The following is a 15,059-nucleotide window of genomic DNA, read 5'->3' as shown; positions in this document are numbered from 1 at the left end:
ATGAATTTTAAATCGACTATCGGACTAGAAGTCCACTTCGAATTAAAGACCAAGAGTAAGATTTTCTCACCTTCACCAGTAACTTATGGTGCCAAGCCTAACACCGAAACTAACGTTATCGATTGGGCTATGCCTGGTGTCTTACCAATGGTTAACAAGAATGTTTACCGGTTAGGAATTATGGTAGCATCGGCAACTCACGCTCACATTTTGCCAACTACTCACTTTGACCGTAAGAACTACTTCTACCCAGATAACCCAAAGGCTTACCAGATTACTCAGTTCTTCCAACCACTTGCTCGTGACGGCTACATTGAAGTAGAAGTTCACGGAAAGAAGAAGCGGATTGGTATTCACGAAATGCACATCGAAGAGGATGCCGGTAAGATCACTCACGGTACTAATGGATTTTCATATGTTGACTTGAACCGTCAAGGTGTTCCACTTCTTGAAGTTGTTTCTGAACCAGACATGACTGATCCAGATGAAGCATATGCATACCTTAAAAAATTACGTAAGATTGTCCAGTTTACTGGTGCATCTGACGTTAAGATGGAAGAAGGTTCAATGCGTGTCGACACCAACATTTCCATTCGTCCAGCTGGACAAAAGGAACTTGGTACCAAGGTCGAAATGAAGAACTTGAACTCATTTGATCACGTTCGTCGTTCTCTTGCATACGAAGAAAAGCGTCAAGAACAAGTTCTTCTGTCAGGTGGTCACGTTCAACTTTCAACTCGTCGTTTTGATGAAGCAACAGGCAAGACTGTTTTGGAACGTGTTAAGGAAGGTGCTTCTGATTACCGTTACTTCCCAGAACCTGATATTGCTCCTGATCATATTAGTCAAGACTGGATTGACGAAATCGCTAAAGAATTGCCTAAGTCAGCCTTTGAACGCTACGATGACTACGTTAACAAGTTTGGCATTAAGCCTTATGATGCTCACGTTTTGCTTCAAACCAAGGAAAGCTCAGACTTCTTCGATGCTGCTGTAGCTGCTGGCGCAGATCCAACTATGGCTGCAAACTGGATGAACACGCAAGTTAACGGTTATTTGAATGATAACCGCGTAACTTTGGCTGATATTAAGTTGACGCCAGAAAACTTGGCAGCAATGATCAAATTGATCAAAGATGGTACTATTTCATCCAAGATTGCCAAGAAAGTCTTTGCTGAAACTGTTAAGAACGGTACTGATCCTAAGAAGTATGTTGAAGAAAAAGGCATGGTTCAATTATCAGACCTTTCGGTTTTGGAACCAATGGTTAAGAAGGTTGTTGATGATAACCCACAATCTGTTGAAGACTTCAAGAATGGTAAGGACCGTGCAATTGGATTCTTAGTTGGTCAAATCATGAAGCAAACTCGTGGTAAGGCTAACCCAAAGGTTGTTAACAAGCTTTTGAACAAAGAATTAGCAAGTCGTTAATTTAATTCTAGAAAAAAAGGTAGTAATTATGACTAGTAAAGCAAGATTAATTTATAATCCTGTCTCCGGTCGCAAGCAAATGCCAAAAAATGTGGCCGATATTTTGGATGTTCTCGAACAGGCTGGTTATGAAGCTAGTGCTTTTAGAACCACGCCAGAAAAAATGAGTGCCCAAAATGAAGCTACACGTGCTGCCAAAGAAGGTTTTGACCTGATTGTGGCTGCTGGTGGCGACGGTACAATTAATGAAGTAGTAAACGGAATCGCTTTTTTGGAAGATAGACCAAAGATGGCAATTATTCCGGCCGGCACTACTAATGACTACGCTCGAGCACTGGGCATTCCGCGTGATAATATCCCGGATGCTGCTAAGGTCATTTTGAAAAATAAAACGCGCAAAATGGACATTGGCAAGGCATGTTTTAACAAAGAAACGCAATACTTTGTCAATATTGCCGCTAGTGGTTCTTTAACTGAATTGACTTATGGTGTACCTTCAGAAATCAAGTCGGCCTTAGGTTATACGGCATACCTTATTAAGGGTGCAGAAATGCTGCCGCATTTGACCGAGAATGAAATGCGCTTGACCTATGACGATGGCGTTTATGAAGGTAAATTATCAATGTTCTTGCTTGGAATGACCAACTCAATCGGCGGTTTTGAACAGATTATGCCAGATGCCCAATTAAGCGATGGATTATTCCAATTAATCGTTGTCAAGCCATCAGATCCTGGCAATTTGCTGAAATTGATGGCCCTTGCGTTAAATGGCAAGCACGTTGATGATCCGAATATTATTTACACAAAGACTCATAGTTTGAAAACTGAATTAATTGGCAAGAGTGAAGGAAAAGATTTGCCGGTTAACCTTGATGGTGAAATTGGCGGCTATTGCCCAGTAAGCTTTGATAACTTAAAGCAGCACATTGAATTTTATGTTGGTCGCTAAGAGTTAAAAAAATAAGCCTAGTTGAAAAACTAGACTTATTTTTTTGCTTAAATTAAAGCTGATTAACGACGGTCGCCGCCCATACCAAAGATTTGAAGGAAGAACATGAATAAGTTCACGAAATCAAGGTATAGTTGCAAAGCTCCAGCAGTAGCCAAACCTAAAGAATTGGTTTGATCAGCATACTTAGCGTAAATTGTCTTCATTTGTTGAGCATTCCAAGCAGTTAAACCAACAAAGATCAAAACACCGATATAGGCGAAAATGTAAGTGATCATTGGGTTTCTGAGGAACATGTTAACAATAGTTGCTACGATGAAACCAATTAAAGCAGCGATGACATAAGAGCCGATGTTGGCCAAGTCACGTTTAGTGACCGTACCGTAAACTGCCATTGTGATAAAGACTGCAGCGGCTGATACAAAGGCAGTTGCAACTGTAGCACCAGTGTAAGCGGCGCAGATGATCGCAAAAGTCAAACCGTAGGCTACAGCCATGATCATCAGCATTACAAAACTTGCAACTGGATTGCGTGTTGCTCTAAAGCTGATTGCAAAACTAAGAATCAAAGGCAAGAACAAAATAATCCATGCGGAAGCTTTGTTGCTGAAAAGTGCGACAAAGGCTGCCTTAAATACGGTAGTTGATAAAAATGCAGTTAAAGCTGAGACTAAAACAGCTAAAGCCATAATGCTGTAAGTTTTAGTCAAAAAACTATTAACAGCTGAGATGTCCTGAACTTGACGACGTCCAGGATTGTTTGAAAAGTTATCCATAAAAAGATCCTTTCTATTATAGAGATACTCATTAATAAGCTATCACAAAAATAGAAAGGATTAAAGAATAATCTTAAAATTTAATTATTATTTAGTAGGCTTCTTTGACCACTTTAAGCCGATTCCAGTTACACCACTGATAATGGAGAAAACTGGTGACAGTAAACTGAAGAAGGTAAATGGCAAGAATGCTAAAACTGGTACGCCCAAGGTTGAAGCGGCAAATGAACCAGCAACACCCCAAGGAATCAAGTAGTTGATTACACTACCACCGTCTTCAAGCACACGACTTAAAGCTAAAGGCGCAAGACCAATTTTATCGTAGGCAGATTTGAAAGCACGTCCTGGCAAAATTACAGACAAGTATTGTTCACCAACGAAAAGATTGATGCAGATACCAGAAAGAATAGTAACTGTGATTAAACAACCAGGTTTCTTCAAATACTTAACAAGAGGTTCCATCGCACTTTGAACGATGTTGAACTTCATCAGCATTCCGCCCAAAGAAAGAGTTGAGATAATCAAAGCTACAGTGCCCATCATGCTGGAAATACCACCACGGGTTAATAGACTGTTGACGGAGCTGTCGCTTGTTTTAGCAACAAAGCCGTTCATAATTAAATTATTTAGCGCTGTAATTGAAAAATGAGGATTAATGATAAAAATCATAATTACAGTGGCTGCAATATTAATAAATAAAGTAGGAATTGCAGGGATTTTTCTCCAAGCACAGATCAGCATTAAGATAATTGGTACAATTGCCCACCAACTAATTACAAGGTGTTGCTGCAAAATGCTGGATGTACGTTCAATCTTAGTTAAGTCCATTTGACCACTGCTGCCTAGAATCCAGAAGAGAATGAAGGAAACAACGAAAGATGGAATAGTGGACCACATCATATTCTTAATGTGAGCAAACAATTCACTTTCAGCGACTGCTGATGAAAGGTTGGTTGAATCAGAAAGGGGTGACATTTTATCGCCAAAGACCGCACCGGAAATAATTGCACCAGCTACCAAAGCAGGATTGGCATTCATGCTGGCACCAATACCAAAGAGGGCAATTCCAACCGTTGAAATAGTGGTAAAGCCACTTCCGATTGCGACCCCAACGATGGAGCAGACCACAAAGACTGATGGCAGGAAGAATTCGCCGTTAATCAAATGGAAACCTAAAACCATGATTGATGGAATAATTCCGGCTTGAATCCAAAGCCCGATCAAAGCTCCGATTAAAATAAAGATAAAGATAGGGATAATCGCAACGCTAATCCCTTCTTTAATTCCGTTTTGAATATCTTGCCAAGAAAAGCCGCGAATTTTGGCCCAGAAAGTTAATAGCAAGACTGTGAATAAAACTGGTACTTCTGGGGAAAGCCCAAATTTGATAACGGCAGTTTCCAGGATTAAAAGCAAGATTACAAGGATGATAATTGATTCACCAAAAGAAACCTTCTTTTTCATATTTTTCCCTCCAAACAAAAAATTCCGCTGACAATAATGTCAACGGGACGATTAAACAACCGCGGTACCACCCATATTTTAAGGAATAGACCTCAAACTCTATCAGATGATAACGGCTCTGAATATTTCCGAACAACTCGCTTTACGATGTATTTCGCTAATTTCGCCTGTCTGGTTTGCACCTACCACCAGTTCTCTGAACGCTGAACGAAGCAACTACTTGTTTATTTATTGTTGTGCATTATGATAGCAAGATTAAAAAAAGCTGTCAATACTTTTCATCAAAATAATTTTCTCTCGCACTCAATTCGAAAATAAAAATAAGTTATACTAGTAATAGAACGATTTAGGGGTGATATGATGAAAAGAGTCCTGGTATTAGGCTGTCCGGGTAGTGGCAAAAGCACTTTTAGTCGAAAACTAAATCAGAAAACTGCCTTGCCGATCTGCTATCTTGATCGCTTGCTATGGAATAGCGATAAAACAACTGTTTCAAGAGATGTTTTTAATCAACGTCTAGCTAAAGAATTGCAAAAACCAACTTGGATTATGGATGGCAATTATAGTTTTTCTTTAACGATGCGCTTATTGCGATGTGATACCATCTTTTTGTTAGATTATCCAACTGAAGTTTGTTTAAACGGCGTGCGAGCCAGAATAGGCAAGAAACGTCCTGATATGCCTTGGATCGAAGAAAAAGAGGATCCTGAATTTATGAATTATATCCAAACTTTTAAGACCGATAAGTTACCTAAGCTGCGGGCTACTCTTAATCGTTTTCCGAATAAAAATCAGTTTGTTTTTCATTCTCGAGATGAAGCAAATAAATTTTTAGATAGGCTTTAACAGCATTTTATCGGTAAAAGTTTTGTGAAGGAATTGAGCGAGTCAAATGGAAAAAAATCAAATTGTTGAACTAGAAATTACTGACCTTTCTTATGAAGCCATGGGAGTGGCTCATTATGAGGGCTTAACCGTTTTTGTAAATAATGCTTTGCCAGGCGAAACGGTTAAGGCAAAAATTTTGAAAGTTAAAAAGCGTTTTGCTTTTGCCAAAATTGAAAAGATTCTTAAAGAAAGTCCTGATCGAATCAATGTCAAATTGAATCAGTGGGTACAAACTGGTTTGGCCTCTTTAGCGCATATTAAGTACGATAAGCAGCTTGAATTTAAACGCAATCAAGTTGTTAATCTGCTTAAGAAGGCTCACTTAGACGGAGTTAAAGTTAATGAAACTTTGCCTAGTCCTGAACAAACCGGCTACCGCAATAAGGCACAAGTACCAGTTAGAGAAGTTAATGGTCAGCTTGAAATTGGCTTCTTCAGACGGCATTCTCATGATCTGGTTCCTCTGACCAATTTCTTTACAACTGATCCTGAAATTGATCGCGTTTTAGTTGCTACACGTGATATTTTGCGGAAATATGAAGTTCCGGCTTACGATGAAATTCATCACAAAGGTGAAGTGCGTTACCTAGATGTTCGACGCAGCAAGGCTAATGGCAAACTAATGGTGATTCTGGTTTGCCTGCATAAAGATTTTCCACAATTGCCAAAAGTAGCCGCTGAAATCAGTCAAATTCCAGAAATAAGCAGCGTCATTTTGAACTACAATCCCAAGAAGACGAATGTAATTTTGGGCAGAAATGACTATGTTGTTTTGGGCGAAGATCATTTGATTGATAAAATCGGGGATGTTGAATTCTGGATTTCACCAAAGAGCTTCTTCCAAATCAATTCTTTACAGACGCCGCGTTTATATGATTTGGCAATTAAAAAGGCAGATTTAAAGGCAAATGACGTTGTTGTCGATGCTTATTCTGGTATCGGAACTATTGGCTTAAGCGTAGCTAAGCATGTTAAGGCGGTTCGTGGAATGGAAACGATTCGTGAAGCGGTAGAAGATGCTAATGCCAATGCAAAATTGAATGGCATTGAAAATGCCCAATATGTCACTGGCAAGGCAGAAGATGTAATGCCACGCTGGGCTAGTGAAGGACTTAAGACAGACGTGATTTTTGTTGATCCGCCACGAAAAGGATTAACGCCTGAATTTATTAATGCGGCTGCCGCTACTAAGCCGAAGAGGATTGTCTATATTTCATGCAATCCTGCCACACAAATCCGTGATCTGCAGTTGCTCCAAGAAAAGGGCTATCATTTTGATGAAATAAGTCCGGTAGATATGTTCCCGCAGACTCCGCATGTGGAATCTGTTACGGTCCTTGAACGCACAGAAAAATAGACGACAAACCGCGTTATAATGGCATTTATAAGTGATGAAAAGTGTACTAATTCTAATTTTTACGATTGGAATTAGCACACTTTTTCTATTTGAAACTGGTGGGTCGAGTGTTCTATGTCCTATTTCGATAGTCGAGTAGGCGAATGTCCAGTTTGGCAGGTTGTGTTGATTAGGGTAGTGAAAGTAGAGGTGAGCGTTGATATGGTAGCGTTTGTGGTATGTATGAATCGGTCAGTTTGGTACTAAGGATTGAGTTAACAAAAATAATATTGAATTTATGCCAATTCGGTTAAAATATCGAAAATTCGCAGGAGAGTTGTATACTCGACGTATATGACAAAAATTATTCTTTTTAAATACATATAGAATAAACATGATGATTACGAATGAAGGTGCTTTCATGAAAAATAAAATAAGTGATAAGAATATGTTTCAGAATTTTGAGGTAAAGGCCTACTGGTTTCTTAATGACAATCAAAATTCCGGCTCTTCCGGTTTTTTAAAATATAATGCTGGTCAGGATTCTGTATTCGAGATATCACCTGCTTTTTGTGATAAAACTGAACAATTTAATAGTTCATCACCATATGATATTTGTGGGATTTCTGAATATGGAGAAATTATCCGCGGAATTGGATACAGAGTAGGTAGTTCTTTTAATCATCCGGGATTAAGCATTGAAAAGATTCAATTCTTTGATTTAAAATAAAAAACGAAAGATGGCTCGAACCCCCGTCTTCGTTTAAAGAAAGGACCATCTTTCATGGGTTATTCTACCAGAACTGCCCTTGGGATTAAAGATTCCCACTTAGAATTAGATACTGCCCATTTCAAAAATGTGATTGAAAGCCATGATAACCAAGTGGTTGTTCATCTCATTCAGTCTTATCCTTTACGCTGCCCGCGTTGCGGCCAATTAATGCTTAAAAATGGCTTCAAAATAGTTAACGTACTGGGACCAAGTCTACATTACCAACCAACTATTTGGTCGATTCGTAATCAAAAGTATCTTTGTAAACCTTCATCAGCTTGTCCATCAACGATTACGGAGTTGGCTAAGGTCAAGGACATTAAATATCGTCATCACATCAGCCAAGCAATTAAACAACAGGTGATGATACAACTAACTACCAATGAGTCCCAAATTGATATCGCCAAGGAACTGGGAATCTCTGACTGGACTGTTAGACGGGTTATCTTTAACCTGGATCAATTTTTCAAACCAAACTATCATTGGTTACCTCGCCATATTGCCTTTGATGATTTTAAATCTGGTCGCTTTGCACCCAGTGGAATGAGTATGATCCTGATGAACATTGAAAATCATCGTACCATTGATATTATTCTGTCACGACGTAATCGCTACTTGCGTAATTACTTTCTGCGCTACGATCGTGCGGCTCGTCTGGCAGTGCGCACGGTTACGGTTGACCTGTATACGCCTTATCGTCATCTTATTCATGAACTATTTCCCCATGCCATAATTATTGCCGACCACTTTCATGTGGTCGCTCAAGCTTACCGGGCTTTGAATAAAATTCGGGTTAAAGCTATGAACCAAGCTGGCAATGGGAGCCATCAATGGCGGGCACTCAAGCATTTCTGGAAATTAATCCTAACCCCAGCGGGGTTACTCAAATATGATAACTATTGGTCACGTCGTAATTTTGGCTATACTCAGTTGACCGACGTTGAAGTTATTCAACGCTTACTGGCTTTCAATGATGATCTTAAACAAGCTTATCGTTATTATCAGGACCTTATTCTCGCGATCAATCATCGTAGTAAGGATGAACTCAATCATTTACTCGCGATTAAATGGACCCAGCTTCCCCAATCACTTCAAAAAGTTCAACGGACTCTCCGGAGGCATCGTAAAGAGATTATCACCAGCTTTAAATATGGTGACTACACGAATGGTCCAGTCGAAGGAACTAACAATAAGATCAAAGTTATTAAACGAACTGCTTATGGCTTTCGTAACTTCTTTAATTTTCGGGCTCGAATCCTGCTTGCCCTTCCTAACTCATACTTTGCCATCAACTGGAAGAATAAAAGAACAGCTCATGTCCAATCTCAGACACGAGCTGTTTGAAAAGTTATTCAAATTTTTCTATCAGTACTTCTTGACGAAGAGCCATAAAAAAGAACTACTCCATCAAAAGCAGTTCTTCATAATATTAGACAAATTATTGTGGAACAACATTAGTTGCTTTAGGTCCTCGATCGCCTTGTTCAACATCGTAACTAACTTTTTGCCCTTCCTCAAGAGTCTTAAAACCGTCAGTTTTAATTGATGAAACGTGTACGAATACATCTTTACCATCTGAACCAGTGATAAACCCAAAGCCCTTATTAGCATTAAACCATTTTACAGTACCTTTTTGCATATATATATATCCTCCTAGGAATCAAACCAAAGTAACAAAATTGAATTAACATTTAAGAAAATAATAGATAGCAAAGATGAATGAATAATAGATAGCAAAGATGAATGATACTTATAACTTCCGTACATGTCAATTTAATTAACTTTAACACTTTAATTCGCTGTATGCAACCCTAAATAATTCAAGCGCACAGTTTTTCATATGACTATAATGATGTCCAATCGGAGTTGCTCAGTGTGATAAATAATTGGGTAAGTTCCTCAAAAGAGTTACAGTTACTGGTGGATGACTATTTGTTAACGGTTAACTACAGGTCGGTAATTGAAAATGATCTTGTCAATTATACGCAAGGCATTGAATCGTATTTTAGAAATGAACGTCTTACTTTGAGGGATAAAATAAACAAATTTATTGAGGAATTGCCTGAATCCTATAGAGAGCTATTATCTGAACACGTTGGAAATACAGATGATTGGATTGGAAAGCTTGTAAGCACAAGGGTATTCCTAACACACGGAGATAGAGAAAATATGGCGGTATCTAATCCTTATAAGTTAGTGCATTTGATTGCCTCGGGCCGGGTGCCGAAGACCGTCATTATTTTCTTTTTCATTATTAATTCAACCCTTCCATTGCCGCAATCGTGGTTAGTGTGGCGTCATAGTAATTATCCTTTGGCAATGGCTTGCTAAAGATAAATTTCTGACTTGAAAATAGGTTGTCATACCCGTGGTTTCGGTTGCGACTCACTGCTAAAAAGATCGGGGCACTAAAGCTGGCTGATTGGTGATGATTCAGCTTCTTCCCGGTCAGTGTGTAGCCTGCTGTTACGTATGATACGTATGAGCGTCGGCTGAAGAACTTCATCATGCGGGTCAATGTCTTCTGTGCCCGGGGATCTTTGCTGTTCGCAAGCATCATCGGTACCCGGCAGGCGTTGGCGAAATAGTTGCCATCGTTCTTGCTGGCCATTGTCCACGGTTTGACGGGCTTGGCACTGTCCGCAGTTACCCAAGCAAAGTCGGGAACTAGTCCGGTGCGGTGCTGAGCACTGAGGTCCGCAAGGTGATCGAGCATCCCATCCTTTACGATTCGCCACCGTTGGTCGTGGCTGGACTGATAGAAAGTGTCAAAAAAGGTCGGGGCCACGTCTGACGTCCGCATCAAGCGGTAGTACTTTGACTTGCTCGTCGCCCAATCACCCACCGTCAGCGATCTGGTATGCGGGTTATACTCATAGGCCAGAATATCGTTCGTCAGGTGCCGTTCTAAATTCCGGTAGTAGCCAGCCCGCTTTGGCCAAACCCGAGCTGCCTGGTGGAGGGCCATGGCGATGAAGAGGTCCCCGTCGGTCGCACTGTTGATATCACTAGCCCAGTGACCATTCTTTTGGTACTGGCGCCATTGCATCAGGTAGGTTGGCGTCTGGTGGTGATTGCCGACATAATCCCGGTGGGCAAGGTAATAGTTCAGCAACTGGTCGAAGTCACGTGATTTTGTCCAACCATGTTGACCAGCCGCGGCAGTAATGTAGAGCCCATATCCCTGCCCCTCGGAAAGGGCAACGGGTTCGGCACGATTGTTGCTGGTATTAACAAAGGCCCGGTTAGCGGATTGCTTGATGATGTATGTTTCTCGCCAACGCCGGTAACTCTCAGCCTGAATATGATAAGGGCTCTCAATTCGAATAACAATGAGGGTGGCGGTATAGATAATTGCTATCAGCGCCGTCAGAAACCATGTAAATTTAGATAATCGCATAACTTTTCCTTTCCACTAGTCATTAAAGCGCTTGGTCTTAATCCAAACGTTACCATTGCGTCCCAGCAGGGCATCTAGGCAGACCGAAGTCACGGCATGGATGGAAATCACAATAAAGAGCTGCGAATAGGTAAAATACGAGGCCAGTGCCAGCCAGATCTGGCGAGTCGTGGCCTGACCAAATTGGGTGGCCATTGCGACTGATATCTGAAGAATATACAGGATAATCATCAGAAGCCAGTTCAGTAATAATACCTGCATAATTAAAATATTACTCTCGCCAAAAGTAAACGGAATTACTAGGTACGGGTTGAAGAACCGGGCAATAATAAAGCCGACGTTGGCGAGAAAGATAATATCAGATAGGACAATGGCAGCGTTAAACCAGAAGAAGGTGCAGGAGTAGTAGAAGGTTTCGAGCTTAACCCGCCAGTTGCTGTGATCGAACAGGTGGCGGAAGTTATGAATGACCACTTGGTAGTTGCCCTTCGCCCATCGCAACCGTTGGACATAATAGTCATGCAGCCGTTCCGGCTCCTGCTGAAAGGCCTCGGAATTGTAGGCGAGGGCGATCAGTTTCCCAGTCTGCATGATCTTGAACGAAATGTCGGTATCCTCGGTCAAGGCTCCATTGCGCCAGCCGCCAATCTCCTGGACAAACTGGCGCTGAATGATGAAGTTCGTGCCGGGGATGCGGCCAATCCGGAACAGGTGCCAGATACCACAGTGCTGGATCCGCTGGGTAATGACAATCTCTTGGTTAATGCACTTAGTCAGGAAATTCTGTTGCGCATTGCGGGTCTTGTTCCGCCCAAAGACGGCAACGTAGCGTTCCGGATTTTCCAGTGCCTTCCGCACCAGGAAATAGAGGGCATTGGTTTCTGGCATTGCATCGGCATCGTAGACCCCAATGTAGTCGCCATGAGCTATTTTAAGGGCATCGTTAAGAACCCCAGCCTTGGCGCCGGATCCGGTCCGTTCAATAATTTTAACATTGCGACTGCGATAGCGCGGATCAGCAAGCACCCGCCGCATCTCATCAACCGTCTTATCCGCACAGTTATCCGCATAGAGGAGCAGTTCCACCCGGTCTGCCGGGTAGTTCATATCAAGGATTGCCCGCGTAGTTTGGGCGATCACGACCTCCTCGTTATGGGCGGGGACGACGATCGTGATCATCGGGTAGCGCGGCAGTGGGGTAATTTTAATCACCTTGGTACTGTGTTTGAGCCAGAAATCAATAGCCCCGCTCAGGGTAAAGATCTGCATGAAGAGGCAAATCCAGATGGAGGCCAAAGTGATAATCATCAGTATCTCTTGAACCACTAGTCATCATCCCCCTTTGCGTAGTGCTGTTTGTCGTAGTGAAGCCATGTTTTCTCAACCCGCGAGTAAATTGTACACTGGAGAACGAAGAGAATCATGACAAGGATGAAGAAAATAAGGGTAATCCCCATTGCCAACCAGAAAAACCAATTAACCATTTGCATTATCCTCCTTCATATATTCCACTATCAGGTCCGCTTCCATATCGCGGTTGAGATGGCGTATGATCTCCTTAAGCTCCGGAAACTTGGCAGCATTGTCTTTATTAATGTACTTGGTACCCCACTTAAACTGCGGTGTTGCCTGACCGATCTTTAGTTTCTGCAGACTTTGACGCGTCAGAGCATTCCGGTGATCATAGGTCTGCTTGGTCAGGTTGAACGAGATAATCAGAAATGTTCCGTGGCCAATATAGTAAAGCGCTTCGGAGGGAAGCCGGTCATCCTTCAGGACCTTAGCAATTTTCCGCAGCATCTCGTTATATGCACGCTTATGAAACTGCCGGATCTGTCGATTGTGTGACAAATGGATTGCGGTGATATTAAGCCACTGACTATCACACTGATCCTCCATGACAAACCGCAGAGCCTTTTTGTAAATCTTCTGAGCGTTGTACTTTGTATGCAATTTAGTGATCTGGTCATAGTGTTCCACATAACTATTGATCTCAGAGCAATTACGATCAATCCCTACCCAAGCAGAAAGGATTGACCGGCTGAGCGTAGTCAGGCTGGCACAGACTGGGAAGGCCAACAGCAGACCGATCTTGATTGGAATCGTCATCACAACGTAACCCATCATCAGGATTGCAATCCCGATGGTTGACAGGCCGATAATCAGCCAACTCAATAAGATGTTGGAAATCAGCGTCCCAGCTGCGTTTCCCAAAAGAACCAGGATCAGTATAGCTGTCGCCACGGTGGTTGAGTAATTTCCTGCCCACCACATTAAAACTGCAATTAGGGCCCCCCTCAGGAAAAGGGTAGTCAGGCCGAATCCAACTATATGTCGTCGTATCAATTTCAAAATCTCCTTTGCTATATTTCGAAGGTATGGATAAATATATCCATAACGCGTGGTGCTAGTTAAATCGTTTTAGTTAATAAAAAAGTCCAATCGGACTAGACTCAAGTTGTAGTATTCAATAGAAAAGAGTCTGATCTGATTGAACTGCCTTAAGCTTAAGCGTTTTAGCCACCATTTACAAGTTAGTTTTAAAGATTTAGTGATAATTTGTCGGCACTGGTATCGTTTGTATGCACCGGCTGAGTTTACTCATCGGCGAAATATTGATCAAATTAAAACTACGGACAGTCTGATTTTGGCTTTACTTATCTGGCAAGCTAAGACAGGAATTGAATCACAAAGAAGATTCTGTGAATGTTTCAATTGTTTATCACACTCACGTTTTAATCGACGTTCACGTCAGCTATTGCAATTGATTTATCAGATACGGCAAGAAATGAATAAAAAGGTTGACCTGAATGGACAGTTCTTGATCATTGACAGCTTTCCGGTACCTGTTTGCCAACCAATTCGCAACTATCGTGCTAAAATTTTTCGCGGTTATGCCAACATTGGTTATAAGGCCACCAAGAAAATTTACTTTTATGGTTTCAAAGTTCATGCCATTGTTAGCGATGACGGTTACATTCTTGATTATGTCGTAACAAAAGCATCAGTTCATGATGCCAGGGAGACAGTTGAACTGATGAAAAATACCCATCCATCTAATTACTATCTTCTTGGCGACGAAGGCTATTTAGGCAAAGAACTGCATCAACAGCTAAAACAAATGGGTTATGAACTTTGGACACCATATCGTAAAAATATGACAGGAGCTAAAAAGCACAATGATCATCAATTGATGGCTATTCGCAGAACAATTGAAAGCGACTTTTCGCTTCTGACCTATTACAATGCCGAGAACAATCGAGCACGTAGTCTGATAGGCTTTCAAAGCCGGTTAGAAATTGCAATTTTAGCTTATAATTTGGCTTATTGTCTAGAACGATTTAACTAGCACCACGCGTATCCATAATATAATTATACAACTGAAACTTGAAAGCACGAAAATAGACTGGAGCTCTGATGAGCTCTGGGCTTTTCGTACCTAAATTTGTTTTAAAACACTTTTGAAAGGATGTAAATTGGAGGATCAAATAATGACGAAGCACAGTTATGACAAGGAATTTAAGGAACAAGCAGTTCAGTATTACTTAGATAACAAGGATCACATGACCGTGAATGAGATGAGCAAGAATCTAGGTATCGGAGCTAGTACATTGCATAAATGGATTAAGCTGTTTACTGGGACTGGGGAGTTTGGCCGTGGATCTGGTAATTTTGCCAGCGATAAGGACAAGGAGACTGCACGACTAAAGCGTCAACTTCGTGACGCTGAAGGAGCGATCGAAGTGTTAAAAAAATCAATCGGGATTCTGAGCAAGTAACTACCGAAAAGGTATAACGAGAAATGGACGTTCAGCACGCTTCGGAATCCCACCCTTCTATCAATGGTATGTGTAATTATGTTGGAATCTCAAGAAGCGGTTACTATCAACGAGAAATACGTCGTAATCATCAATCACCGCGAAAGCTTCGGAAGAAGTTTATTCAAGGTGAAATTAAAGCAATTTGGCTCAAAAGCCTTTGTATTTACGGTGCCGGCAAAATCACCCAAGAACTTCGCTCAAAAGGATATATTCCTCATGACT

16 protein-coding genes are annotated in these 15,059 nt (G+C 41.3%); 10 read left to right on the top strand and 6 right to left on the bottom strand.

All coding sequences use genetic code 11. The annotated features are described in order from the left end of the window. A complete protein-coding gene (gene gatB, locus B2008_RS04495) occupies nt 1-1,431 on the top strand; it encodes an Asp-tRNA(Asn)/Glu-tRNA(Gln) amidotransferase subunit GatB (RefSeq protein ID WP_281830042.1) in 1,431 nt (476 codons plus the stop codon). A 28-nt stretch (nt 1,432-1,459) separates the two neighbouring features. Beyond that, nucleotides 1,460-2,380, top strand: coding sequence for a diacylglycerol kinase family lipid kinase (locus B2008_RS04490; protein ID WP_281830040.1), 921 nt, complete (start codon nt 1,460-1,462; stop codon nt 2,378-2,380). A gap of 62 nt (nt 2,381-2,442) precedes the next feature. Here the strand turns inward: B2008_RS04490 and B2008_RS04485 are convergent, their stop codons facing one another. Continuing rightward, the gene (locus B2008_RS04485; protein WP_281830038.1) at nt 2,443-3,156 is read right to left on the bottom strand and encodes a Bax inhibitor-1/YccA family protein; all 714 of its coding nucleotides are present in this window, start codon (nt 3,154-3,156) and stop codon (nt 2,443-2,445) included. Nucleotides 3,157-3,243: 87 nt separating this feature from the next. Further along, complete coding sequence (gene nhaC, locus B2008_RS04480; protein ID WP_281830036.1) at nt 3,244-4,620, bottom strand: Na+/H+ antiporter NhaC; 1,377 nt, start codon at nt 4,618-4,620, stop codon at nt 3,244-3,246. A gap of 357 nt (nt 4,621-4,977) precedes the next feature. Here nhaC and B2008_RS04475 point away from each other — a divergent pair, with 357 nt between their 5' ends. The 4 genes from B2008_RS04475 (at nt 4,978) to B2008_RS04460 (ending at nt 8,960) form a co-directional block, all read left to right on the top strand. Then, complete coding sequence (locus B2008_RS04475; RefSeq protein WP_281830035.1) at nt 4,978-5,466, top strand: adenylate kinase; 489 nt, start codon at nt 4,978-4,980, stop codon at nt 5,464-5,466. 46 nt (nt 5,467-5,512) lie between these two features. After that, nucleotides 5,513-6,865, top strand: coding sequence for a 23S rRNA (uracil(1939)-C(5))-methyltransferase RlmD (gene rlmD, locus B2008_RS04470; RefSeq protein WP_281830033.1), 1,353 nt, complete (start codon nt 5,513-5,515; stop codon nt 6,863-6,865). 400 nt (nt 6,866-7,265) lie between these two features. Further along, entirely contained in the window at nt 7,266-7,574 is a 309-nt protein-coding gene (locus B2008_RS04465; protein ID WP_281830031.1) for a hypothetical protein, read from the top strand. 54 nt (nt 7,575-7,628) lie between these two features. Next, entirely contained in the window at nt 7,629-8,960 is a 1,332-nt protein-coding gene (locus B2008_RS04460) for an ISL3 family transposase (RefSeq protein WP_286822368.1), read from the top strand. Nucleotides 8,961-9,054: 94 nt separating this feature from the next. Here B2008_RS04460 and B2008_RS04455 read toward each other — a convergent pair whose 3' ends face one another. Then, nucleotides 9,055-9,255 (bottom strand): cold-shock protein, encoded by a 201-nt coding sequence (locus tag B2008_RS04455; RefSeq protein ID WP_281830027.1) that lies wholly within the window; start codon nt 9,253-9,255, stop codon nt 9,055-9,057. Between the two features lie 236 nt (nt 9,256-9,491). Here B2008_RS04455 and B2008_RS04450 point away from each other — a divergent pair, with 236 nt between their 5' ends. Then, nucleotides 9,492-9,947 carry a HEPN domain-containing protein gene (locus tag B2008_RS04450; protein WP_345739795.1) on the top strand — a complete coding sequence of 152 codons (456 nt, stop codon included), beginning with the start codon at nt 9,492-9,494 and terminating at the stop codon, nt 9,945-9,947. On the opposite strand, the gene B2008_RS04445 is transcribed toward B2008_RS04450, so the two are convergent. The 3 genes from B2008_RS04445 to B2008_RS04435 form a co-directional block, all read right to left on the bottom strand. Then, nucleotides 9,871-11,016, bottom strand: a complete 1,146-nt coding sequence (locus B2008_RS04445) for a glycosyl hydrolase family 8 (protein WP_281830025.1) — start codon at nt 11,014-11,016, stop codon at nt 9,871-9,873. The genes B2008_RS04450 and B2008_RS04445 overlap by 77 nt on opposite strands. 15 nt (nt 11,017-11,031) lie before the next feature. After that, nucleotides 11,032-12,324, bottom strand: a complete 1,293-nt coding sequence (locus B2008_RS04440) for a glycosyltransferase family 2 protein (protein WP_281830081.1) — start codon at nt 12,322-12,324, stop codon at nt 11,032-11,034. 168 nt (nt 12,325-12,492) lie between these two features. Then, a complete protein-coding gene (locus B2008_RS04435; RefSeq protein WP_286822366.1) occupies nt 12,493-13,290 on the bottom strand; it encodes a hypothetical protein in 798 nt (265 codons plus the stop codon). Nucleotides 13,291-13,507: 217 nt separating this feature from the next. On the opposite strand from B2008_RS04435, the gene B2008_RS04430 reads away from it, so the two are divergent. The 3 genes from B2008_RS04430 to B2008_RS04420 form a co-directional block, all read left to right on the top strand. Continuing rightward, the gene (locus B2008_RS04430) at nt 13,508-14,365 is read left to right on the top strand and encodes an IS982 family transposase (protein WP_281830021.1); all 858 of its coding nucleotides are present in this window, start codon (nt 13,508-13,510) and stop codon (nt 14,363-14,365) included. A 142-nt stretch (nt 14,366-14,507) separates the two neighbouring features. Next, nucleotides 14,508-14,795, top strand: coding sequence for a transposase (locus B2008_RS04425; RefSeq protein WP_056970436.1), 288 nt, complete (start codon nt 14,508-14,510; stop codon nt 14,793-14,795). A 23-nt stretch (nt 14,796-14,818) separates the two neighbouring features. Beyond that, a partial coding sequence (locus B2008_RS04420; protein ID WP_422655502.1) for a hypothetical protein occupies nt 14,819-15,059 on the top strand: 241 nt, incomplete at its 3' end.

Origin of the sequence: Lactobacillus sp. UBA5813 (genome assembly GCF_002417895.1) — a bacterium.
GTDB lineage: Bacteria > Bacillota > Bacilli > Lactobacillales > Lactobacillaceae > Lactobacillus > Lactobacillus amylolyticus.
Note: the sequence above shows the minus strand (reverse complement) of the source record. Positions and strands in the feature narration are given on the sequence as shown.